Raw genomic sequence first — 22,981 nt, 5'->3', positions numbered from 1 at the left:
TGTCCTCAAGAAATTGTCAGCGGTCGTGCCCGCCGGAAAAGGTTTAGATCAAGGTTTTGCCGTGACGGACAAAGGTCGGTTTGACCACTCGTACCGGATACCACTTGCCACGGATTTCCACTTCGGCGCGGTCGGCAGTCGCCATCGGTACACGCGCCAGGGCAATCGACTTGCTAAGCGTAGGAGAGAAACTACCACTGGTGATCTCCCCTTCGCCAACATCAGCGATACGAACCACCTGATGGGCCCGCAAAACACCGCGTTCCTCAAGCACCAGGCCGACCAGTTTGTGCTGCACGCCGGCGGTTTTTTCCGCTTCCAGCGCATCACGACCGATGAACCGGCGCGTGGCCGGTTCCCAGGCGATGCTCCAGGCCATGTTCGAGGCCAGTGGCGAAACGTCCTGGTGGATGTCCTGACCGTAAAGGTTCATGCCGGCTTCGACCCGCAGCGTGTCGCGGGCGCCGAGGCCGATAGGGGAAATGCCGGCGCCCACCAGATCGTTGAAAAATCCGGGGGCCTGATCGGCTGGCAGGGCGATTTCCAGGCCGTCCTCACCGGTGTAGCCGGTGCGCGCAATGAACCAGTCGCCGTCGACGTGGCCTTCGAAAGGCTTGAGCATCTGGATCAGATTGGCGCGGGACTGGGTCACCAGTTCGGCAATCTTGTGCCGGGCATGGGGGCCTTGAATGGCGAGCATCGCCAAATCCGTACGCTCGTGTAGATGCACGTCGAAGCCGGGGAGTTGCGCCTGCATCCAGGCCAGATCCTGATCGCGGGTGGAGGCGTTGACCACCAGACGATAACCATCGTCGAGGCGATAGACGATCATGTCGTCGACGATACCGCCGCGCTCGTTGAGCATGGTGCTGTACAACGCACGGCCGGGGCTGTGCAGGCGTTCGACGTCATTGGCCAGCAAATGCTGGAGCCAGGCCTTGGCCTGGGGCCCCGCGACATCGATTACGGTCATGTGGGAAACATCGAAAACCCCGCAATCGCGACGCACTTCGTGGTGCTCCTCGACCTGCGAGCCGTAATGCAGGGGCATGTCCCAACCGCCAAAATCGACCATCTTCGCGCCGAGGGCGAGATGCAGGTCATACAGAGGCGTACGCTGTCCCATGGGTTTCTCCTTCCGGGCGTGGCGAAGGTGCGGAGCGCTGCTGCACGGATCGGAAAACCCTGTAAAAAAGGGCTTTCAGCCGATTTCAGCGACAGGGTCTGTCAGACGGACCGCACCGAATGCCGCGCATTGTAGCCGCATGATTCAGGACTGACGACTAAGTGTTTCTGTGCGCCGAGCGCCGGATCAAACCAATAACCGGCAACAGACCGACCAATACCAGGGTCAGCGCCGGCAACGAAGCCCTCGCCCATTCGCCTTCGCTGGTCATTTCGAAGATCCGCACCGCCAGTGTGTCCCAGCCAAACGGGCGCATCAGCAGGGTCGCGGGCATTTCCTTGAGCACATCGACGAACACCAGCAACGCCGCGCTGAGCGTGCCGGGCAGCAACAACGGCAGATACACTTTGAAAAACAGTCGCGGCCCGCTGACGCCCAGGCTACGTGCCGCTTCAGGCAAAGATGGCCGTATACGCGCCAGACTGCTTTCCAGCGGCCCATAGGCCACCGCCACGAACCGCACCAGATACGCCAGCAGCAACGCCGCCAGACCGCCCAGCAGCAACGGTTTGCCCGCCCCGCCAAGCCAGCCGGACAGCGGAATCACCAGCTCCCGGTCCAGATAACTGAACGCGAGCATGATCGACACCGCCAGCACCGAGCCCGGCAAGGCATAACCGAGATTGGCCAGACCGACCGCGGAATTGATCGTCCGGGTAGGCGCCAGACGCCGGGCGAATGCCAGCAACATCGCCACGCTGACCGTGATCAACGCCGCCATGCCGCCCAGATACAGGGTGTGCAGAATCAGTCCCGCGTAGCGCTCATCCAGATCGAATCGCCCGCGCTGCCAGAACCACACCACCAGTTGCAGCACCGGAATGACAAACGCGCAGGCGAACACCAGACCGCACCAGCCGGTCGCCGCCCAGGCTTTTGGCCCGCGCAGGTGATACAACGCCTTGACCCTTGGCCGCTCGTTGCTTGCCCGATTGGCGCCGCGCGCGCGACGTTCGCCGTACAGCACCAGCATCACCACCAGCAGCAACAGGCTGGCCAGTTGCGCGGCGCTGGGCAGGCTGAAGAAGCCATACCAGGTCTTGTAGATCGCGGTGGTGAAGGTATCGAAGTTGAACACCGAGACTGCGCCGAAATCCGCAAGGGTTTCCATCAACGCCAGCGCAACACCGGCACCGATGGCCGGCCGCGCCATCGGCAATGCCACACGCCAGAATGCTTGCCACGGTGACTGGCCGAGCACTCGCGCGGCTTCCATCAATCCCTTGCCCTGCGCGAGAAACGCAGTGCGCGCCAGCAGGTAGACGTAGGGATAAAACACCAGCACCAGCACCAGAATCACCCCGCCGGTGGAGCGCACTCGTGGCAGGCGCAGGCCGGTGCCGAACCATTCTCGCAGCAGGGTTTGTACGGGGCCTGCGAAATCCAGCAGGCCGACGAAGACGAACGCCAGCACGTAGGCCGGGATGGCGAACGGCAGCATCAGCGCCCAGTCGAGCCAGGGGCGGCCGGGGAATTCGCAGAGGCTGGTGAGCCAGGCGAGGCTTACGCCCAGCAGGGTCACGCCGATGCCGACGCCAAAGACCAGTGTCAGGGTGTTGCCCAGCAGACGCGGCATCTGGGTTTCCCACAGGTGGGACCAGATCTGGTGGTCGATGGTTTGCCATGAGAGCAGGAGCACGCTGAGGGGGAGCAGCACCAACGCGGCGATGGCGAAGACGATGGGGTACCAGCGGCGTTGGGCGGGGTGGGCCAAGGAAACAGTCTCGTTCAAATGATTGTGCCCACGCTCTGCGTGGGCACACATTCTGTGACGCTCTGCGTCACGCTGTCGATGATACGACGCAGAGCGTCGAGGGCTGCATTCCCACGCAGACGGTTCGACGTAGGAAAGATCAATGTTGTTGTATGTTAAAACTCAGTTCCAACCCGCCCGATCCATCATCCGGATCGCTTCAGCCTGTCGCTTGCCCGCCACTTCAACCGGCAGCGTATCCGCCACGAACTGCCCCCACGCCGCCACTTCTTCCGAAGGCTTCACCGCCGGATTGGCCGGGAACTCCTGGTTCACATCGGCAAAGATCTTCTGCGCCTCAGGCGTAGTCATCCACTCCACCAGCGCCTTGGCTGCTTCCGGGTGCGGTGCATGTTTGGTCAGGCCGATACCCGACAGGTTGACGTGCACGCCACGATCCGCCTGATTCGGCCAGAACAGTTTCACCGGCAGATCCGGCTTCTGCTTGTGCAGGCGACCGTAGTAGTAAGTGTTGACGATGCCGACGTCGCACTGGCCGGCGTTGATCGCCTCCAGCACCGCGACGTCGTCGGAGAACACGTCGGTGGACAAGTTGTTGACCCAGCCCTTGAGGATCTTCTCGGTCTTCTCGGCGCCGTGGACTTCGATCATGGTGGCGGTCAGCGACTGGTTGTAGACCTTCTTCGCCGTGCGCAGGCACAGGCGACCTTCCCAGTTCTTGTCGGCCAGCGCTTCGTAGGTGGTCAGTTCGCCCGGTTTCACCCGTTCGGTGGAGTAGGCGATGGTTCGCGCGCGCAGGCTCAGGCCGGTCCAGGCGTGGCTGGACGAGCGATATTGCAGAGGGATGTTGGCATCGATGGTTTTCGAGGTGAACGGCTGGAGAATGCCCATCTGCTCGGCCTGCCAGAGGTTGCCGGCATCGACGGTCAGCAGCAGGTCGGCGGTGGCGTTCTCGCCCTCGGCCTTGATCCGCTGCATCAGCGGCGCTTCCTTGTCGGTGATGAACTTGATCTTCACCCCGGTCTTGGCGGTGTAGGCGTCGAACACCGGCTTGATCAGTTCATCGATACGCGAGGAGTAGACCACCACCTCGTCGGCGGCCTGGGCGGCAGTGCTGCCGATCAGGGTCAGGGCCAGTGCGGTCAGAACACGCTTGGATGCCAACATGGGAGCGGTCTCTCGGTAGGGAAAAGTGGCCCAAATGATAAGGACTCACATTTACGAGCTCAATCGAACACTTTCCCAAGGAGTTACCAGATGTTGCACAGCATAGGCGGTGCCTGATCTGACGCCTTCGCGGGCAAGCCCGCTCCCACAGGGTTCCAGGGTGTACTCAAATTTGAATTTCACACTGACCACTGTGGGAGCGGGCTTGCCCGCGAAGGGGCCATCAGCCGCAATGAAGATCTCAGGCCTTGGCGAGGGCCGGCAAGTCCCCGGTCAGCCCCAATGCCTCGCGCACGAACAACGCTTTGGCTTCGGGCATTTGCTCGACGATTTTCAACCCGGTGTTGCGCAACCAACGCAGCGGCAGCGGGTCAGCCTGGAACAAGCGCTCGAAACCTTCCATCGCCGCCATCAGCGCCAGGTTGTGCGGCATGCGCCGGCGTTCGTAGCGGCTCAGCACTTTAACATCCGCCAGACGCTCGCCCCGATCGTTGGCTTGCAACAGCACTTCGGCGAGTACGGCAGCGTCGAGGAAGCCGAGATTCACGCCCTGCCCCGCCAACGGGTGAATGGTGTGCGCGGCATCACCGATCAGCGCCAGGCCTTCGGCCACGTAGCGTTTGGCGTGACGTTGACGCAGCGGCACGCACAGGCGCGGGTCGGCGCTGATGACGTCGCCGAGGCAGCCTTCGAAAGCGCGCTCCAGCTCGCGGCAGAAATCCGCTTCATCCAGCGCCATCAGCCGTTCGGCTTCGCTCGGCGTGGTCGACCAGACGATCGAGCACCAGTCCTGCTGACCGTCTCGCTCCAGCGGCAAAAACGCCAGCGGCCCGTGATCGGTAAAACGCTGCCACGCGGTCATGCGGTGCGGTTTGCTGCTGCGCACGCTGGTGACGATGGCGTGATGCAGATAATCCCACTCGCGAGTGGCGACGCCGGTCAGACGGCGCACCGCAGAATTGGCGCCGTCCGCCGCGATCACCAGCGGCGCGCGCAAGGTGCGGCCATCGGCCAGGGTCAGCAGCCAGTCGTCACCGGAACGGCGCATCTGCTCCAGTCGCGCGTTGGCCAGCAGGCCCATATCGCAATCGTGCAGACGGTCGAGCAAGGCATCCTGGACCACGCGGTTTTCGACGATATGCCCGAGCACATCGGCGTGTACGCTACTGGCCGAGAAATGGATCTGGCCGGTGCCGCTGCCGTCCCAGACGTGCATGTCGGTGTAAGGGCTGCTGCGTCGATTGACGATGCCGTCCCACACGCCGAGGCGATCGAGGATCCGCTGACTGGCCGCCGACAGTGCGCTCACCCGTGGTTCGAACGGCGCATCGCCATTGAAGGGTTTGACGCTCAACGGGCTGCCGTCGAGCAGCAGGACTTCCAGCCCGCTGTCCTGCAACGCCAGCGCCAGGGCACTGCCGACCATTCCGGCTCCGACAATCAGCACATCCGCGCGCATTTCCATGCTTTAAGCCTGTCTCGCTGGCGGCTTGAGCCGCACGTAAAGGGTTTTACCGACCCGCGCCACCAGGTTGCCGGCGCCGTCATGAATGTCGACCTGCAACTGCGGCAAGTATTTCTCGCCACTGGCGGTCTGCCGACGGATCTCGTCGAGCAGGGTGTCGTCGATGTTGAACCGGGCGAACACCGGGCCTTTGCCCGGCGATATGAAATCAATGTCGGCGGCCTTGTCCCAGACGATGTACCGCGAGCCGAGGTTTTCCATGAGCATCAACATGAAGAACGGGTCGACCATCGAATACAGACTGCCGCCGAACTGGGTGCCGACGTAATTGCGGTTGTACCAGCCCAGGCCCATCGAGACCTGGATGTCACGAAAGTCATCGCTGATGTGCTTCACCCGGACGCCGGCGCCGAAGTACGGCGGGTAGAACGTCATGATCCAGCGCATCAGCCGCGCCTTGCCAAACTGTTTGATCAGCCACTCACGCATCCGGCCGCGTCCCCAGCCCCATGGCCTGACGGGCGAACCAGCGCTTGGCCGGCGGCAGCAGATCGAGACCGAGCAGGCCGATGTTGCGCCCCAGCGACACCAGCGGCTGGGTGCTGCCGAACAGGCGCGTGACCTGATCGGAGAAACCGACAGTGAGGTCCTGATCGAGACGCTGACGCTCGCGATAGGCCTGCAGCGTGGCGAAATCCCCCAGCGGTTTGTCACTGGCCAGCAGCGCGGCGGCCAACGCATCGGCATCGCGCAGGGACAGGTTGAAACCCTGCCCGGCAATCGGGTGCAGACTGTGGGCGGCGTTGCCGAGGACGGCCAGATGCGAACGCACCTGCTCTTCGGCTTCCACCAGCGACAGCGGGTACAGATGTCGCGCGCCAACCTGTTTCAGAGTGCCGAGACGGTAGCCGAACACGCCTTGCAGCTCGCTGAGGAAATCACGTTCGCTCAGGTCGGCCAGCCGTTGCGCGTCCATGCCCAGACGGGTCCAGACCAGCGCGCAGCGGTTTTCCGGCAGCGGCAGCAGCGCCATCGGCCCTTCGTCGGTGAAGCGCTCGAAGGCCATGCCGTTGTGCGCTTCGCTCGGCGTGATGTTGGCGATCAGCGCGCTCTGGTTATACGGGCGCTTGCGCACGTTGATGCCCAGTTGTTCGCGCAGACCGGAACGGCCGCCATCCGCGAGCACTGCCAGATCGCATTCGACCGTGGTTTCGTCATTGAGGGTCAGGCGATAGCCGTCGGGCAACGGTTCCATGCGGGTGACTTCCGCCGGGCAACGCCAGCTGATCACCTCTTTGTCGAGGTGCTGCCACAGGCACTGGCCGAGCCAGGCGTTTTCCACTACATAACCGAGCGCCGGGACGCCCTCTTCCATTGCCGAGAGACGGGCTGTGGAGAAACGACCACGGTCGGACACGTGAATCTGTTTGATCGGCTCGGCGCGGCGGGAAATTTCCTGCCACACGCCCAGCCGCTGATAAATCTGCCGCGAGCCGAAGGAAAGTGCCGAGGAACGCGCGTCGTAGCTTGGCTGCCAGGTGTCACCGGGGGCGAACGGTTCGATCAGCACGATCTTCCAGCCACGGGCCTTGGCTCCGGCCTGCAAGGCCAACGCCAGACTGGCGCCGACCAGACCGCCACCGATGATTGCCAGATTGACCCGGCTCATGCCGCGCAGGTCCGTGCTTGCGCCATCAGGGCTTCGATCTCGGCGACGGTTTTCGGCACGCCACCCGTAAGGATTTCACAACCACTTTTGGTCACCACCACGTCATCCTCGATGCGCACGCCAATGCCGCGCCATTTCTTCGCTACGTTCTGATTGTCCGGGGCAATGTAGATGCCCGGCTCCACGGTCAGCGCCATGCCGACTTCCAGCACTCGCCACTCGCCGCCGACCTTGTATTCGCCGACGTCATGCACATCCATCCCGAGCCAGTGGCCAGCGCGGTGCATGTAAAACGCCTTGTAGGCCTCGGAGGCGATCAATTCGTCGACTTCGCCCTGCAACAGCCCCAACTTCACCAGCCCGGCGGTGATGACCCGAACCGTGGCTTCGTGCGCCTGGTTCCAGTGTTTGTTTGGAGCAATTTCGGCGAACGCTGCTTCCTGCGAGGCCAATACCAATTCGTAGATCGCTTTCTGCTCGGCGGAAAACTTGCCGTTGACCGGCCAGGTGCGGGTGATGTCGCTGGCGTAGCAGTCGATTTCGCAGCCAGCGTCGATCAGTACCAGATCGCCGTCCTTGAGCAGCGCGTCATTCTGCTGGTAATGCAGGATGCAGCTGTTGCGCCCGGCAGCGACGATCGAACCGTAGGCGGGCATTTTCGCCCCGCCCTTGCGGAACTCGTAATCGAGCTCGGCTTCAAGGCTGTACTCGTACAGCCCGGCACGGCTGGCCTGCATCGCCCGGATGTGAGCCTGGGCGGAAATCCGCGCCGCTTCGCGCATCACCTTCACCTCTGCCGCCGATTTATACAGGCGCATGTCGTGCAGCAGGTGATCCAGGGCAACGAATTCGTTCGGCGGCTGGGCGCCGAGGTGCGCCTTGGAGCGGATCACGTTGATCCAGTCCATCAGGTGGCGGTCGAATTCCGGGTTGCTGCCCATGGCCGAATACACCCGATCGCGGCCTTCGATCAGGCCCGGCAGGATGTCGTCGATGTCTGTGATGGGGAAAGCGTCGTCGGCGCCGAAATCACGAATCGCGCCTTCCTGGCCGGCGCGCAGGCCGTCCCAGAGTTCGCGTTCGGCATTGCGTTCACGGCAGAACAGCACGTATTCGCCATGTTCGCGACCGGGCATCAGGACGATGACCGCCTGTGGCTCGGGAAAACCGCTGAGGTACTGGAAGTCGCTGTCCTGGCGATAGACGTGCTCGACGTCGCGGTTGCGAATGGCGACCGCGGCGGCGGGCAGGATCGCGATGCTGTTGGGTTCCATCTGCGCCATCAGCGCCTTGCGGCGCCGGGCGTATTCCGCTTTCGGGATATGGATCATGGGCAGATGGCTTTCCCTGGCACGCGATCAGTGCAGCGACGGCTTGGCCGCTGGCGGCACGTCGGCCTTTTTGGTTTCGGAGAACAGCAGCAGCGGAGCGACACGCAGGTACTCCATGACTTCCATATAGTCGCTTTCGCCGTCTTCGGATTCTTCCAGTGCGTCTTGCACTTGGGAGATCGCTGCCAAATCCTGCAACACTTCGGTGGCTTCGGTGCTCAGCATGCTGCTGTCGCGGCAGTTCAGGCCGAAACCGGTGAGGAAGCCCTGGCACCATTCACCCAGCGCGACGGCGCGCTCGGCCAGGGGCGCATCATCGTTCGGCAGCAGCAGAACCACAGTGATATCGTCGCCGGTGAGTTCGCTCTTGACCATCTCCTGCAGACCGATCAGCGCGTTGCGGACGTTGTCCTGCGGCTCGCTTTCGAGCAGCTCGGCGGCATCGATCAGCCACTCTTCGGCGTTGAAGCCGGCGCCGGCGCAACTGCGGCCCAGCAACAGGCCGTGCAGTTCGGCAGGCGAAACGGAATGACCGCTGGAGTTCAGCAGAGTGGCAAAGCCTTGGTACGGGGAATTCTGAATGGGCATGGGCAGCTAGGCGCCAGACGGCGCTATGTCTAGAATGAAGGCCTTGTATCCTACATCGACAGACTCGCCAAGACCATTAAAGGCTGTCCGCCAGCCAAACCCATCAGACCGAATCAGTGGACACAATGGAAGACACCGACCTGCAAGCGCTGATGGCCAGACTCGAACTGCTGATTACCCGAGTCGAGCAACTAAAGAGTCAAAATGCACTCTTACTTGCTCAGGAAAAGACCTGGCGCGAGGAACGCGCGCACCTCATTGAAAAAAACGAAATCGCCCGGCGTAAGGTCGAATCGATGATTTCGCGCCTCAAGGCCCTGGAGCAAGACTCATGAGTTCAAGCAATAGCGTTACCGTGCAGATCCTCGACAAAGAGTATTCGATCATCTGCCCGCAGGAGGAACGCAGCAATCTGGTCAGCGCCGCGCGCTACCTGGATGGCAAGATGCGCGAGATCCGCAGCAGCGGCAAAGTCATCGGCGCCGACCGTATCGCCGTGATGGCTGCGCTGAACATCACCCACGATCTCTTGCACAAAGAAGAGCGCCCGGACATCCAGGCCAGCGGCTCGACCCGTGAACAGGTGCGAGACTTGCTTGATCGTGTCGATCTGGTGCTGGCCGACGATCCGGACATCAGCAAGGGCTGATTCGCCAGGCCGCTTGAGGTATACTCGCCGCACTCCCTGGGGTGCTTGCCAGTTGACGATGTCCCTGAGCCGATTTGCACTACCCTGGGGGTTGCACGTTGGGCTGGTGTGCATGTCCGCCAGACGGAAAGCCTTAAAGCCTACTGCATCCTCCACCTTGAACTCTCGGGTTCAAGGGCTAAGTCGACAGCGGCTCATCCGGGGAGCCTGATTCGAATCCGATGCCGGTGCATGCCGGCATCGGATTTTTTATGCGTACGTTTTCGTCCCACCCTGCCGAAGCCGAACCATGACCGAACCCGCGTTGCTGCCCCGTCCCCAACTGCGCCGTCTGCTGCGCAAGGCCCGCCGCTCCCTGACGCCAAGCCAGCAACGCGCGGCCGCCGAAGGTCTGTACAAGCAACTGGCACAAGACCCGCACTTTCGCCGGGCGAAACACATTTCCCTGTACCTGCCCACCGACGGTGAAATCGATCCGCGCCTGTTGCTGCGCGCCGCTCAGCGTCGGGGCAAGAAAACCTACCTGCCGGTGCTCAGTGCCTGGCCACGGACCAAAATGATCTTTCAGCAAATCCGCCCCGGCGAAAAACTCAAACCCAACCGCTTCCGTATCCTCGAGCCGCGCGCCAATCTGGCCCGTCAGCGCAAGGTCTGGGCGCTGGATCTGGTGTTGTTGCCACTGGTGGGATTCGACGATGTCGGCGGGCGTCTGGGCATGGGTGGAGGATTCTACGACCGCAGCCTGGCATATCTGGCCCGACGCCAGAACTGGCGCAAGCCGACGCTGCTGGGCCTGGCCCATGAATGTCAGAAAGTCGAACGTCTTGCGCAGGCGAGCTGGGATGTACCGTTGCAGGGAACGGTGACAGACAAGGCGTGGTATTTCGCGGGATAGACGCCGCACGGATCAGCGGCGTCGAAAAGGCAGTTTCAGCGTTTGAAAGCTGTCGACTGTTGTACTTGTTGCGCTACTTCAATCGGTGCATCGGCCTTGTTGGCCCACAGACTTTGCGCATAACCGGTGGTCACGACGCCCAGACCGAACAAAATTACCAAAGTCCACAGCAAATCCGGTTTGCGTTTCATCGATTGCCCCCCCTCAAGGCACATCATCACGATGACAGCAGCGGTTTCCATTCGTAGGCCGTGCAGCAGCGTCAAGCTTTAAAGGCCGGCATTTTGCGACAACGTGAACCTCTGCGCAAACGCTGACGTCAACCGACCGTCGGTTTGTCATAAAATTGCCGGACAACCTGCCCAATGACCGCTTGAGGAGCACACACCATGGCCTACTGGCTGATGAAATCCGAGCCCGACGAGCTCTCGATCAAGGGCCTGGAAAAGCTCGGCAAAGCGCGCTGGGACGGGGTTCGCAACTATCAGGCACGCAATTTCCTTCGGGCCATGGCGGTGGGGGACGAATTCTTTTTCTACCACTCCAGTTGCCCGGAGCCGGGCATCGCCGGGATCGGCAAAATCATCGAGGCCGCGTACCCGGATCCCACCGCACTGGAACCGGAAAGCCATTACTTCGACCCGAAAGCCACGGCGGAGAAAAACGCATGGAGCGCGATTGATGTCGCCCACGTCGAAACTTTCAGCCGGGTGTTGAAGCTGGATTATTTGAAACAGCAGACCGCGCTGGCCGAGATGCCGCTGGTGCAGAAGGGTTCGCGGTTGTCGGTGATGCCGGTGACGGCCGAGCAGTGGGCGGCGGTTATCGCGTTGAAACCCTGAGTCATTTGTCGCCTGACAAAATGCCATCGCGAGCAAGCTCGCTCCCACAGGTTTCAGCGGCGATCACACAAATGTGTGGCACCACAAAACCACTGTGGGAGCGAGCTTGCTCGCGATGAGGCCCGCCCGGACAACGAATGCCTTACTGAATGATCAGGTTGTTGAACAACAGATCTTCAACCACCGGCCTGCCGGTCTCGTCATTCATCACTTGCTGAGTCTGCTTCAAGGCTTCCTGACGCAGCTTTTCCTTGCCCTCGATGCTGCCCATCGCATCAGTCGTCTGCTGAGTAAACAGAGCCACCAGCTGATTGCGGATCAGCGGCTCGTTGGCCTTGACCAGCTTGGTCGCCTCTTCACCGGTCACCCGCAGTGCCACGTCGGCCTTGTAGACCTTGAGCTTCGGCGTGCCGTCCAGCCCGTAGTTGCCCACGAAGGGCGGGCTCAGGGTGATGTAGTTGACCTTCGGCGCCTCGCCTTCTTTGGCTTCTTCGGCCAGCGCTGCCACAGGCAGAGACAGGGCCAGCAACAACATGATCCACGCTTTCACAATTCGCTCCTTATCCGGTTTGCGGCCTAGCATAACGACCCGCCGCGCAAGCACAAGCTTATGGCGGACTATCAGGGCCGGGCATGCTCGTTGACCCGTTGACTGCCACACCTACACTTATCGGCCATCACTCCCAAAGGAATAGCCCTGATGAAAGCCGTGCTGTGCAAAGCCTTCGGCCCTGCCGAATCGCTGGTGCTGGAAGACGTCGCCAGTCCTGTCGCCAAGAAGAACGAAATCCTGCTGGACGTGCACGCCGCCGGGGTCAACTTCCCGGACACGCTGATCATCGAGGGCAAGTACCAGTTCAAGCCTCCCTTCCCGTTCTCGCCAGGTGGCGAAGCCTCCGGCGTGGTCAGCGAAGTGGGTGAAAAGGTCAGTCACCTGAAGGTCGGCGACCGGGTCATGGCCCTGACCGGCTGGGGCAGCTTCGCCGAGCAGGTCGCAGTGCCGGGCTACAACGTGCTGCCGATCCCGCCGTCGATGGATTTCAACACCGCCGCCGCGTTCAGCATGACCTACGGCACGTCGATGCACGCCCTCAAACAGCGCGGCAACCTGCAACCGGGTGAAACCCTGCTGGTACTCGGTGCTTCCGGCGGCGTCGGCCTGGCCGCCGTGGAAATCGGCAAGGCCATGGGCGCCCGGGTGATCGCCGCCGCCAGCAGCGCGGAAAAACTCGCCGTGGCCAAGGCTGCCGGGGCCGACGAACTGATCAACTACAGCGAAACCAGCCTCAAGGACGAGATCAAGCGCCTGACCGACGGACAGGGCGCCGACGTGATCTACGACCCGGTCGGTGGCGACCTGTTCGACCAGGCCATCCGCGCCATCGCCTGGAACGGCCGCCTACTGGTGGTCGGGTTCGCCAGCGGCCGCATTCCCGAACTGCCGGTCAACCTCGCCCTGCTCAAGGGAGCGGCGGTACTCGGCGTGTTCTGGGGCTCCTTCGCCCAGCGCCAGCCGCAGGACAACGCGGCGAACTTCCAGCAACTGTTCGGTTGGTTTGCCGAGGGCAAGCTGAAGCCGCTGGTGTCACAGGTCTACCCGCTGGGCAATGCCGCGCAGGCGATCAATGATCTCGGGCAGCGCAAGGCTGTGGGCAAGGTTGTGGTGCAAGTGCGCTGAGCCGATCGAGCGATCCGGAATTGAAGGCAACTTCCGGATCGCCCTTCAGAACATTCCAGCCCTACATCAGACTGCGAATATCCTCCGGCAACAGGCTCATGTATTTCCGGACCGGACTGTCCCGGCATCCCCTGACAATCGTCGGAATCCGCTTGTTCAGCCTGGCGATCATCGCCAGGCGTTGTTCGTCCGGCAGTTGCGCTTTGTGGAAGACATTGGAAAGGTAGGCCCTGGTGTGAACGAATACCTTGGTATCGATCCACGACTGCTCCGCAATGTTGCCGAGATATTCGTTCAGGGTTCGGCACTTTAACGCTTTCAGTTGTCGGTTGATGTGAATGGGTTGATCCAGATCCAGCCTGAACACCATCGGCGCAAGGACTCGCCTTTCTGTCGGTCTGTCGCCCTCGACCGTCCAAGGTTTGAAACGCCATTGCTCGACGGCGACCCTGACCGCTTCGATGAGCTCCGGATGGCTGTTTGCCGCAAAGCTGATCCGGTCGACTGAACCGTCGGCATGGACGGTGAACTCGGCGCCCACCTCACCGACCACGCCAGCCCTGAAAAGCCCCCGCGGATAGACCGGCCTCGGGTTGTTTTCCGGAATGAGCAGCACCTCTAACGCCCACGTACCTCCCGATGCCATCAGCAAAAACAGCAACACACACCACCGCATGAGCCCTCCCCCCTTCACCGCACGAATGCCCGATTGGCACCCTCAAAAGGGTAGAGCCCGAAGGCCTGAAACAGAACGCCGTGCCTTCTGCATTGTCCGCAGGACATTTCCCAAACCTGTGCCCTACAACGCACCGAAACCCGGCAGGAAGACGCCGAAGTAACCTTTCCCACAACGCCCCGCACTTATATCTGAGCGACATGTTCATAAAGGAACGCGCGACTTCCAACATTTCCGCTGTTTTGCCGATGGGAAGCGGTGCTATTTTCGGTAACGAAACTGTAACATTCGCATCCGCAGTCAAAACAAGAAATCTGGAGCTCTTGAATGTTTGCTTTCTTTCGTCCTGCCGCACATCAGGCTCCATTGCCTGAAGAAAAAATCGACAGCACCTACCGACGCCTGCGTTGGCAGATCTTCGCCGGCATCTTCTTTGGCTATGCGGGTTATTACCTGCTGCGCAAGAACTTCTCGCTGGCCATGCCGTACCTGATCGACGAAGGCTACAGCCGTGGCGATCTGGGTCTGGCGATGTCGGCCATCGCCATCGCCTACGGTCTGTCCAAGTTCCTCATGGGGCTGGTGTCCGACCGCTCCAACCCGCGTTACTTCCTGCCATTCGGCCTGCTGGTTTCGGCCGGGGTGATGTTCATTTTCGGTTTCGCGCCTTGGGCAACCTCCAGCGTGACCATGATGTTCATCCTGCTGTTCATCAACGGCTGGGCCCAGGGCATGGGCTGGCCGCCGAGCGGACGCACGATGGTGCACTGGTGGTCGCAGAAGGAACGTGGCGGCGTGGTGTCGGTGTGGAACGTGGCGCATAACGTCGGCGGCGGCCTGATCGGCCCGCTGTTCCTGATCGGCATGGGCCTGTTCAACGACTGGCACGCAGCGTTCTACGTCCCGGCTGCTGTGGCTCTGGCAGTAGCGGTGTTCGCTTTCGTGACCATGCGCGACACCCCGCAATCGGTCGGCCTGCCGCCGATCGAGAAGTACAAGAACGACTACCCGGAAGGCTACGACGCCAGCCACGAAGACGAATTCAGCGCCAAGGAAATCTTCGTCAAATACGTGCTGCGCAACAAAATGCTCTGGTACATCGCCATGGCTAACGTCTTCGTCTACCTGCTGCGCTACGGCGTGCTGGACTGGGCACCGACCTATCTGAAGGAAGCCAAGGGTTTCACCGTGGATAAAACCTCGTGGGCCTATTTCTTCTACGAGTGGGCAGGTATTCCGGGCACGCTGCTGTGCGGCTGGATGTCGGACAAGATCTTCCGTGGCAACCGTGGCCTGACCGGCATGGTGTTCATGGCACTGGTGACCGTAGCGACCCTGGTGTACTGGCTGAACCCGGCCGGCAACCCGACCGTCGACATGATCGCGCTGTTCTCGATCGGCTTCCTGATCTACGGCCCGGTGATGCTGATCGGCCTGCAGGCGCTGGAACTGGCACCGAAGAAAGCCGCCGGTACTGCCGCAGGCTTCACCGGCCTGTTCGGGTATCTGGGTGGTTCGGTCGCGGCCAGTGCAGCGATGGGCTACACCGTCGACCACTTCGGCTGGGATGGCGGTTTCGTGCTGCTGGTGGGCGCTTGCCTGCTGTCGATGGCCTTCCTGGCCCCGACCCTGTGGCACAAGCAAGTCGCCAGTCAGAGCCGCGAAGCAGTCGCCTGATCGGTCTTTGACTTACAGCGCTTGAGCCGCGCCTCTAGATTCCGGTCCGGCATGGCGTGGCTGCGCAGGGCGTGCGCGGTCTGCTCGACATAATCGCGAGTCGTGCCGTAACGCCCGCAAGCGCTTTCGAACACCTGGCTCAGCACATGATCCGGCAAATTGCCGGCATAGCTGGGCAGGTGTCGCTCCAAGACGAATCCCAAGGCCTGTACCTGGCTGCCATCTTCGAGTCGGCAGTTGAGCCAGTGTGGCCGATAGGACGGGAACGGCATCTCGCGTTTCCACAACGCATACAGCGCGCTGTCCAGATTGTCTTCCGGCAACCGATAGGCGAAACCGCTGCAAGAACCGCCACGATCCAGACCAAAGACCAGACCCGGCATTTCCGGCGTGCCGCGATGTTCGTGAGACCACAGGTACAAACCACGATGGTAGCCATGCACTCGGCCGCGCATCCGCTCCACCGCCGTGCATTCCGGCCGCCAGATCAGCGAGCCGTAGGCGAACAGCCACACCGGCCCGCCCTTGTGGCGCGCCATGGCCGATTGCATGGAAGCGATAAGTTGTTCGTGCGTTAGCTGCGGCCCAAGATCGAGCCGCGGAGGGTAAGCCAGGTTCAGAAAGGCGTTTTCAATGGCGCTCATGGCGAATAGCGTTCAGCTCCCCGCGGGTGAAGAATTACTTAATAGAACGCACCGCTGTAACAATAAGGCACATATGTTTTAAGGCAATTTGAGTGCCATGGCACAGTTCTTAATTGATTGCCTGATCGATATATAACCTACCGGTATTTATGTAATTGCATAAATACCGATCGGCTATATAGAGAGTTATAACGAACTTACGACGAGACTCAAGAGCGCGGCGCGTAAGCGAACACATCCGCACGCATCTGATGAGCATCCATCCCCGCTTCCACCAGCGCATCCAGCGTGCCGTAGACCATGGCCGGCGAGCCGCTGGCATAGACGTGCAGCGGCTTCAAATCAGGGAAATCCTCGCAGACCGCTTCATGCAACATGCCGCAGCGCCCTTCCCAGCCGCACTGATCGCTGACGACCTTGTGCAGGAACAGGTTGGGCAACTTCAGCCATTCGTCCCAATGTTCGATTTCGTAGAAATCTTCCGGACGACGCACGCCCCAGTACAAGTGCACCGGATGCTTGAAGCCATTGGCCCGGCAATGTTCGATCAGGCTGTGGATCTGGCCCATGCCGGTGCCGGCGGCAATCAGCACCAGCGGCCCGTCCGGCAGTTCCGCCAGGTGGGTATCGCCGAACGGCAGTTCGACCCGCACCATCGGGTTGCGCCTGAGCTGATCGATCAGGCTCTGCGCACTGGATTCGCGCGCCAGCACATGGATTTCCAGATCGCGCCCGCCGTGGGGCGCCGAGGCCATGGAGAACGCCGACTTCTCGCCGTTCTCGCGCTCGATCATCAGATACTGACCGGCGTGATAACGCGGCGGCTTGCCGGCCGGCGCCCGCAGGCGCACACGAAAGGTATCGCCACCGACGTCCCGGCATTCGATGACCTGACACGACACGCTGCGCACGGGCAGTTCTCCCAGCGCGAGCACGCCATCCCACAGCACGATGCAGTCTTCCAGCGGCTCCGCTATGCAAGTGTAGAACTCGCCGTGGTCGTGCACCTTGCCGGCCTGTTCGACCCGGCCTTCCACCAGCAGCGCCGCACACACATGGCAATTGCCATTGCGGCAGCTTTGCGGGCATTCGTAGCCCAGGCGCCGCGCGCCATCGAGAATCCGCTCTCCGGGCTGTATCTCAAGCACTGCTCCGGAGGGCTGCAGGGTTACACGCATCAATCTATTCCTAACTGATTCCAGATGGCATCGATCCGTTGGGTGACGGCGTCATCCTTGACGATGACGCGGCCCCACTCGCGAGTGGTTTCGCCCGGCCACTTGTGGGTGGCGTCAAGGCCCATCTTCGAGCCGAGCCCCGACACCGGCGAGGCGAAGTCGAGGTAGTCGATCGGCGTGTTGTCGATCATCACCGTGTCGCGCTTGGGGTCCATGCGCGTGGTGATGGCCCAGATCACGTCGTTCCAGTCCCGCGCGTTGATGTCGTCGTCGGTGACGATAACGAACTTGGTGTACATGAACTGTCGCAAAAACGACCAGACACCCAGCATCACGCGCTTGGCGTGGCCCGGATACGACTTCTTCATCGTCACAACGGCCATGCGGTACGAGCAGCCTTCCGGCGGCAGGTAGAAGTCGGTGATCTCCGGGAACTGTTTCTGCAGGATCGGCACGAATACTTCGTTCAGCGCCACGCCGAGAATCGCCGGCTCATCCGGCGGACGGCCGGTGTAGGTGCTGTGGTAGATCGGCTTGATCCGGTGGGTGATGCGTTCGACGGTGAACACCGGGAAGCTGTCGACTTCGTTGTAGTAACCGGTGTGGTCGCCGTACGGCCCTTCATCGGCCATCTCGCCCGGATGGATCACGCCTTCGAGGATGATTTCGGCAGTGGCCGGCACTTGCAGGTCGTTGCCACGGCACTTCACCAGCTCCGTGCGACTGTCGCGCAGCAGACCGGCGAAAGCGTATTCGGAGAGGCTGTCCGGCACCGGAGTAACGGCGCCGAGAATGGTCGCCGGATCCGCGCCAAGGGCCACGGACACCGGGAACGGCTGGCCCGGATGCTTCTCGCACCACTCACGGAAATCCAGCGCGCCGCCACGGTGACTGAGCCAGCGCATGATGACCTTGTTGCGGCCGATCACTTGCTGACGGTAGATGCCGAGGTTCTGCCGATCCTTGTTCGGCCCTTTGGTAACCGTCAGGCCCCAGGTGATCAGCGGCGCCACGTCGCCCGGCCAGCAGGTCTGTACCGGCAGCATCGCCAGATCCACGTCATCGCCTTCGATGACCACTTCCTGGCACGGCGCGTCTTTGACGACTTTCGGCGCCATCGCGATGATCTTGCGGAAGATCGGCAGCTTCGACCACGCGTCCTTCAAGCCCTTCGGCGGCTCCGGTTCCTTGAGGAACGCCAGCAGCTTGCCGATTTCGCGCAGCTCGCTGACCGACTCGGCGCCCATGCCCATGGCGACCCGCTCGGGAGTGCCGAACAGGTTGCCGAGCACCGGGATGTCGTAACCGGTCGGCTTCTCGAACAGCAGCGCCGGGCCCTTGGCCCGCAGGGTGCGGTCGCACACCTCGGTCATTTCCAGCACCGGCGAGACGGGAATCTGGATGCGTTTCAACTCTCCGCGCTGCTCAAGCTGCTGCACGAAATCCCGAAGATCCTTGAATTTCATTGACGATGGCACCCTCAAAATAGGCGTACATCCTACCTGCTATGCCGGTCGCTGGCAGCCCGTCACTGCTTACTTGGCTGCATTCGCCTGGCCTTTTCCGAGTTTTGCCCTGGCTTGCAGGCTCACAAACAGCGGTTCAAGGATCGGCGCAACGAATCTCGCGCCGACCTCCGACAAGTGATTGTCATCGGTGTACAGCGAGTAGCCATTGAGCTCGACGCGGCACAGGCCGCTTTCATCGCACAGCTTCGGGGCCGGATCGACGACGCGTACTGCCGGGTCTTTCGCCAGATCGGCGAACAATTGGCTGATGAACACCTGACGCCTGTGATGTTCGGCGACGTTCAGCCCGACGTCATCCACCGGACGATCCAGCATCGCCAGACGCGTCAGACGGTAAGGCGGACTGAAAGCCTGCAGCGGCGCCTCTTTCACTAGCCAGACCCGATGCCCTCCGGCCCGCAACTGCGCCACGCGCGCGCGCAGGCCGTCAGCCAGGCGCTGCTCGGCAGCCACACGGTCGTAGTGTCCGTCGGACGCTTTTAGTGCGTGGCCCAGATCACCTTTGGCATCGCCATAGAGGTACAGGCTCCAGCGCGCCACCAGCACCACATCGCTGACGGCCTGCGGCTTGAGCGCCTGCACCACTCGCTGGTTGAATCGCGCGCAGCGGGCGTCGTGCTCCAGACCTTCCACCGGTACGCATCCTGGCGAACTGGCGAGGATCACACTGATTCCGTGGGCTTGCGCGCCATCGTCGAACACCGGGATCAATGCGGTGGCATGGCTGTCGCCCCAGACCAGCGCTCGCGAGGCACGGTTTTGCAGACCGTAATGGCAGAAGAGCTTGTCATCAGGGGTCTTGTCATCCGCCAGGCAAGCCATTAATTCCGGCCGCCAGTCGCGCCCCTTCGCATATTGCAGCGCCTGATCGGACAGACGCCACGGCAGGCCATCGGTCCAGCGCAAGGCTTGCCCGGCCAGTCCGAGCACCAGCACACCACAGGCACCGGCCAGGAGAATCTGCCGACGCCCGGCCAACACGCGCCGCTCCCGAAACGGCGTCTCGACAAACTTCCACGACAGATAACCCAGCACCATCGTCAGCAGAATGAGTCCGGCACTGTCGAGCGCGCCTGGCTCATCGACGCTGGCGTAGCTGGAAAACACGAACACTGGCCAGTGCCACAAGTACCAGGAATAGGAAATCAGGCCGAAACCGACCATGACCCGACTGCTCAAGATTTGACCAACCCAGGTCTGACGATGACCATTGGCCAGGATCAGCAGCACAACACCAAGCACCGGCAGCAACGCGGCCGCACCGGGAAACGGCGTGCGCTTGTCGAAACCGAACACCGCCAACAGAATCAGGCCCATACCCAACAGGCTCAACAATTGCGCCGCCATCGGCTTGAGGCGCCACGCATGCTTCGGCGCGATCGCCAGCATCGCACCGGCCAACAGCTCCCATGCGCGCATCGGCAACAGAAAGAAGGCTTTTTCCGGGTGATGATGGACCGCCCAGACACTCAGCCCGAACGAAACGAGCAGCACGCCGAACAGCGCCAGCCGCCAGTGCTTCAAGCGGCTCGATATCAATGTCAGCAACAACGGGAAGACGATGTAGAACTGCTCCTCAACCGCCAGCGACCAGGTGTGCAGCAGCGGTTTGAGATCCGAAGCGACATCGAAGTAGCCGTCCTGACGCATGAACAGGATGTTCGAGACGAACAGCACCTGATAGCGCACCGAGCGCCCCAGCTCTTCGTAGTCCTTGGGCGCCATCAGGAACCAGCCCACCGCCAGCACCGCAATGATCATCGCAAACAGCGCCGGCAGGATCCGCCGCGCACGCCGCGACCAGAACTCGACGAAACTGAACCGGCCGGCCTGACGCTGGTTCCAGATGATCGAGGTGATGAGGTAACCGGAGATCACGAAGAACACGTCCACACCGACAAAACCGCCGGTAAACCCCGGGACGCCAAAATGGAACAGCACCACGGCAATGACCGCGACTGCCCGCAAGCCGTCGATATCCCTTCGATAAGCAAGTGTGCTCATAAATCTTTAATGCCAATCAGATGGTTATTTTTTGTACAGCATCGAACGCTGCTTCTTGTTTTGCCAAGTCACTGACCTTACCAGATCGCAAACCTCCTGCCGGCCAGACAAAAAACAGGCAAAAAAATGGCGCCCCCTGAGGGACGCCATTTTCTGAATCAACCGACGATGTTACTTGCGCTTCATCGACAGGAAGAATTCGTCGTTGGTCTTGGTCGTTTTCAGCTTGTCGACCAGGAACTCGATGGCAGCCACTTCGTCCATCGGGTGCAGCAGTTTGCGCAGGATCCACATACGCTGCAGCTCGTCGTCGGCGGTCAGCAGCTCTTCGCGACGGGTACCGGACTTGTTGATGTTGATGGCCGGGAACACACGCTTCTCGGCGATACGACGGTCCAGTGGCAGCTCCATGTTGCCGGTGCCCTTGAACTCTTCGTAGATCACTTCGTCCATCTTCGAACCGGTTTCAACCAGCGCGGTGGCGATGATGGTCAGCGAGCCGCCTTCTTCGATGTTGCGCGCGGCGCCGAAGAAACGCTTCGGTTTCTCCAGGGCGTGGGCATCGACACCACCGGTCAGCACCTTGCCGGAGCTCGGAATCACGGTGTTGTAGGCACGGGCCAGACGGGTGATGGAGTCGAGCAGGATCACCACGTCTTTCTTGTGCTCGACCAGGCGCTTGGCCTTCTCGATCACCATTTCAGCAACCTGCACGTGACGGGTCGGCGGCTCGTCGAAGGTCGAGGCAACCACTTCGCCGCGCACGGTGCGCTGCATTTCAGTCACTTCTTCCGGACGTTCGTCGATCAACAGCACGATCAGGTGAACTTCAGGGTTGTTACGGGCGATGTTCGCTGCGATGTTTTGCAGCATGATCGTTTTACCGGCTTTCGGCGGTGCAACGATCAGACCACGCTGGCCTTTGCCGATCGGGGCGCACAGGTCGATTACACGACCGGTCAGGTCTTCGGTGGAACCGTTACCGGCTTCCATCTTCATGCGCACGTTCGGGAACAGCGGGGTCAGGTTCTCAAAGAGAATCTTGTTCTTCGCGTTTTCCGGACGATCGAAGTTGATCGTATCGACCTTGAGCAGGGCGAAATAACGCTCGCCTTCCTTCGGAGGGCGAATCTTGCCAACGATGGTGTCACCGGTGCGCAAGTTGAAACGGCGGATCTGGCTCGGCGAGACGTAGATGTCGTCAGGGCCGGCGAGGTAGGAAGCGTCAGCGGAGCGCAGGAAGCCGAAGCCGTCCTGGAGAATCTCCAGCACGCCATCACCGGAGATTTCCTCACCGCTTTTAGCGTGCTTTTTCAGCAGGGAGAAAATCACGTCCTGCTTGCGCGAACGGGCCATATTTTCTATGCCCATCTGTTCGGCCAATTCGAGCAGTTCGGTAATCGGCTTTTGCTTGAGTTCAGTCAGATTCATATAGGAATGACGTAATCATTTATGGAGGGGGGGAAATTAAGCTTTTGGCTTAATGAGGCCGCGCCGCGGAGAAGGCGACAGGATCGCGTACTTATTCGAAAAGGAGTGCGTCGGCGACGGCTAGCAGGGGGCAGTGGAGAAACCAGTGCGGGGCCGAATGTATCACCTGAGTTTCGGAGCGTCTAGCCCTGAATACGCAAAAAGCCCCGCAATTTGCGGGGCTTTTTCAGGACAATCTTTACAGCGACGCTTAGATGTTGGCGTCGAGGAAAGCAGCCAGTTGCGACTTCGACAGAGCGCCGACCTTGGTCGCTTCCACGTTGCCGTTCTTGAACAGCATCAGGGTCGGAATACCACGTACGCCGTGCTTGGCAGGGGTTTCCTGGTTTTCGTCGATGTTCAGTTTGGCAACGGTCAGCTTGCCTTTGTAAGTCTCTGCAATCTCGTCCAGAACCGGAGCGATCATTTTGCAAGGGCCGCACCATTCAGCCCAGTAGTCGACCAGGACAGCGCCTTCGGCCTTGAGTACGTCGGCTTCGAAGCTAGCGTCGCTAACGTGTTTGATCAGATCGCTGCTCATGGAATTCTCCAGGTTGTAAGCAAAAAAACGTGGCCCATCATAGCCGCCCTTCCCTTGTTCAGGAAGCCGCAGATGATT

General features: G+C 61.1%; 23 protein-coding genes and 1 other RNA gene. 7 read left to right on the top strand and 17 right to left on the bottom strand.

Features of this window, described 5'->3' with window-relative positions:
* Positions 1-43: 43 nt before the first annotated feature.
* The 8 genes from gcvT to N8H71_RS05595 all read right to left on the bottom strand — a co-directional run bounded on the left by gcvT (position 44) and on the right by N8H71_RS05595 (position 9,120).
* Complete coding sequence (gene gcvT / locus N8H71_RS05630) at positions 44-1,126, bottom strand: glycine cleavage system aminomethyltransferase GcvT (protein ID WP_262193226.1); 1,083 nt, start codon at positions 1,124-1,126, stop codon at positions 44-46.
* 157 nt (positions 1,127-1,283) lie between these two features.
* On the bottom strand, positions 1,284-2,900 hold the full coding sequence (locus N8H71_RS05625) for an ABC transporter permease (protein WP_262193225.1): 1,617 nt from the start codon (positions 2,898-2,900) through the stop codon (positions 1,284-1,286).
* 162 nt (positions 2,901-3,062) lie between these two features.
* Complete coding sequence (locus N8H71_RS05620) at positions 3,063-4,067, bottom strand: extracellular solute-binding protein (RefSeq protein ID WP_085689889.1); 1,005 nt, start codon at positions 4,065-4,067, stop codon at positions 3,063-3,065.
* A gap of 241 nt (positions 4,068-4,308) precedes the next feature.
* Entirely contained in the window at positions 4,309-5,526 is a 1,218-nt protein-coding gene (locus N8H71_RS05615; RefSeq protein ID WP_262193242.1) for a 2-octaprenyl-3-methyl-6-methoxy-1,4-benzoquinol hydroxylase, read from the bottom strand.
* A gap of 9 nt (positions 5,527-5,535) precedes the next feature.
* Positions 5,536-6,021, bottom strand: a complete 486-nt coding sequence (locus tag N8H71_RS05610; RefSeq protein WP_007951806.1) for a DUF4442 domain-containing protein — start codon at positions 6,019-6,021, stop codon at positions 5,536-5,538.
* On the bottom strand, positions 6,014-7,201 hold the full coding sequence (ubiH, locus tag N8H71_RS05605; protein ID WP_007951808.1) for a 2-octaprenyl-6-methoxyphenyl hydroxylase: 1,188 nt from the start codon (positions 7,199-7,201) through the stop codon (positions 6,014-6,016). Before ubiH ends, N8H71_RS05610 begins: the two co-directional genes overlap by 8 nt.
* A complete protein-coding gene (gene pepP / locus N8H71_RS05600) occupies positions 7,198-8,532 on the bottom strand; it encodes a Xaa-Pro aminopeptidase (protein WP_085696903.1) in 1,335 nt (444 codons plus the stop codon). Before pepP ends, ubiH begins: the two co-directional genes overlap by 4 nt.
* A gap of 27 nt (positions 8,533-8,559) precedes the next feature.
* Complete coding sequence (locus tag N8H71_RS05595; protein WP_262193224.1) at positions 8,560-9,120, bottom strand: YecA family protein; 561 nt, start codon at positions 9,118-9,120, stop codon at positions 8,560-8,562.
* A 125-nt stretch (positions 9,121-9,245) separates the two neighbouring features.
* On the opposite strand from N8H71_RS05595, the gene N8H71_RS05590 reads away from it, so the two are divergent.
* From N8H71_RS05590 to N8H71_RS05575, 4 genes are all read left to right on the top strand, one after another.
* Positions 9,246-9,455, top strand: a complete 210-nt coding sequence (locus tag N8H71_RS05590; RefSeq protein WP_007940359.1) for a TIGR02449 family protein — start codon at positions 9,246-9,248, stop codon at positions 9,453-9,455.
* Positions 9,452-9,769 carry a cell division protein ZapA gene (locus N8H71_RS05585; RefSeq protein ID WP_007967943.1) on the top strand — a complete coding sequence of 106 codons (318 nt, stop codon included), beginning with the start codon at positions 9,452-9,454 and terminating at the stop codon, positions 9,767-9,769. The genes N8H71_RS05590 and N8H71_RS05585 overlap by 4 nt, the downstream gene beginning before the upstream one ends.
* Before the next feature lie 30 nt (positions 9,770-9,799).
* A non-coding RNA gene (gene ssrS, locus N8H71_RS05580) (6S RNA) lies at positions 9,800-9,978 on the top strand.
* A gap of 80 nt (positions 9,979-10,058) precedes the next feature.
* Positions 10,059-10,664 (top strand): 5-formyltetrahydrofolate cyclo-ligase, encoded by a 606-nt coding sequence (locus tag N8H71_RS05575; protein WP_262193223.1) that lies wholly within the window; start codon positions 10,059-10,061, stop codon positions 10,662-10,664.
* A gap of 35 nt (positions 10,665-10,699) precedes the next feature.
* Here the strand turns inward: N8H71_RS05575 and N8H71_RS05570 are convergent, their stop codons facing one another.
* Complete coding sequence (locus N8H71_RS05570; RefSeq protein ID WP_262193245.1) at positions 10,700-10,930, bottom strand: hypothetical protein; 231 nt, start codon at positions 10,928-10,930, stop codon at positions 10,700-10,702.
* 123 nt (positions 10,931-11,053) lie between these two features.
* On the opposite strand from N8H71_RS05570, the gene N8H71_RS05565 reads away from it, so the two are divergent.
* Entirely contained in the window at positions 11,054-11,506 is a 453-nt protein-coding gene (locus tag N8H71_RS05565) for an EVE domain-containing protein (RefSeq protein WP_127800546.1), read from the top strand.
* A gap of 142 nt (positions 11,507-11,648) precedes the next feature.
* Here N8H71_RS05565 and N8H71_RS05560 read toward each other — a convergent pair whose 3' ends face one another.
* Positions 11,649-12,056, bottom strand: coding sequence for a flagellar basal body-associated protein FliL (locus N8H71_RS05560; RefSeq protein ID WP_262193222.1), 408 nt, complete (start codon positions 12,054-12,056; stop codon positions 11,649-11,651).
* 150 nt (positions 12,057-12,206) lie between these two features.
* Between N8H71_RS05560 and N8H71_RS05555 the strand changes: the two genes are divergently transcribed.
* Entirely contained in the window at positions 12,207-13,184 is a 978-nt protein-coding gene (locus tag N8H71_RS05555; protein ID WP_007951816.1) for an NADPH:quinone oxidoreductase family protein, read from the top strand.
* Between the two features lie 61 nt (positions 13,185-13,245).
* Here the strand turns inward: N8H71_RS05555 and N8H71_RS05550 are convergent, their stop codons facing one another.
* Positions 13,246-13,860, bottom strand: coding sequence for an energy transducer TonB (locus N8H71_RS05550; protein WP_262193221.1), 615 nt, complete (start codon positions 13,858-13,860; stop codon positions 13,246-13,248).
* A 327-nt stretch (positions 13,861-14,187) separates the two neighbouring features.
* Here N8H71_RS05550 and glpT point away from each other — a divergent pair, with 327 nt between their 5' ends.
* Positions 14,188-15,537: a glycerol-3-phosphate transporter gene (gene glpT, locus N8H71_RS05545; RefSeq protein ID WP_007951819.1), complete on the top strand. Its 1,350-nt coding sequence runs from the start codon at positions 14,188-14,190 to the stop codon at positions 15,535-15,537.
* Here glpT and N8H71_RS05540 read toward each other — a convergent pair.
* From N8H71_RS05540 to trxA, 6 genes are all read right to left on the bottom strand, one after another.
* Positions 15,513-16,181 carry a gamma-glutamylcyclotransferase gene (locus N8H71_RS05540; protein WP_262193220.1) on the bottom strand — a complete coding sequence of 223 codons (669 nt, stop codon included), beginning with the start codon at positions 16,179-16,181 and terminating at the stop codon, positions 15,513-15,515. The two genes, glpT and N8H71_RS05540, sit on opposite strands and share 25 nt — an antisense overlap.
* Positions 16,182-16,390: 209 nt before the next feature.
* Positions 16,391-17,359 carry a CDP-6-deoxy-delta-3,4-glucoseen reductase gene (locus N8H71_RS05535; RefSeq protein ID WP_262193219.1) on the bottom strand — a complete coding sequence of 323 codons (969 nt, stop codon included), beginning with the start codon at positions 17,357-17,359 and terminating at the stop codon, positions 16,391-16,393.
* Positions 17,359-18,825, bottom strand: coding sequence for a 4-hydroxy-3-polyprenylbenzoate decarboxylase (ubiD, locus tag N8H71_RS05530; protein ID WP_007951823.1), 1,467 nt, complete (start codon positions 18,823-18,825; stop codon positions 17,359-17,361). The genes N8H71_RS05535 and ubiD overlap by 1 nt, the downstream gene beginning before the upstream one ends.
* Before the next feature lie 69 nt (positions 18,826-18,894).
* Entirely contained in the window at positions 18,895-20,892 is a 1,998-nt protein-coding gene (locus N8H71_RS05525) for an acyltransferase family protein (protein ID WP_262193218.1), read from the bottom strand.
* Positions 20,893-21,063: 171 nt separating this feature from the next.
* The gene (rho, locus tag N8H71_RS05520) at positions 21,064-22,323 is read right to left on the bottom strand and encodes a transcription termination factor Rho (protein ID WP_007951825.1); all 1,260 of its coding nucleotides are present in this window, start codon (positions 22,321-22,323) and stop codon (positions 21,064-21,066) included.
* A gap of 250 nt (positions 22,324-22,573) precedes the next feature.
* Positions 22,574-22,903: a thioredoxin TrxA gene (gene trxA / locus N8H71_RS05515; protein ID WP_003206727.1), complete on the bottom strand. Its 330-nt coding sequence runs from the start codon at positions 22,901-22,903 to the stop codon at positions 22,574-22,576.
* Positions 22,904-22,981: the final 78 nt, after the last annotated feature.

Origin of the sequence: Pseudomonas koreensis (genome assembly GCF_025447595.1) — a bacterium.
GTDB classification, from domain to species: domain Bacteria; phylum Pseudomonadota; class Gammaproteobacteria; order Pseudomonadales; family Pseudomonadaceae; genus Aquipseudomonas; species Aquipseudomonas koreensis_H.
This window is presented reverse-complemented; position numbering and strand designations above follow the sequence as displayed.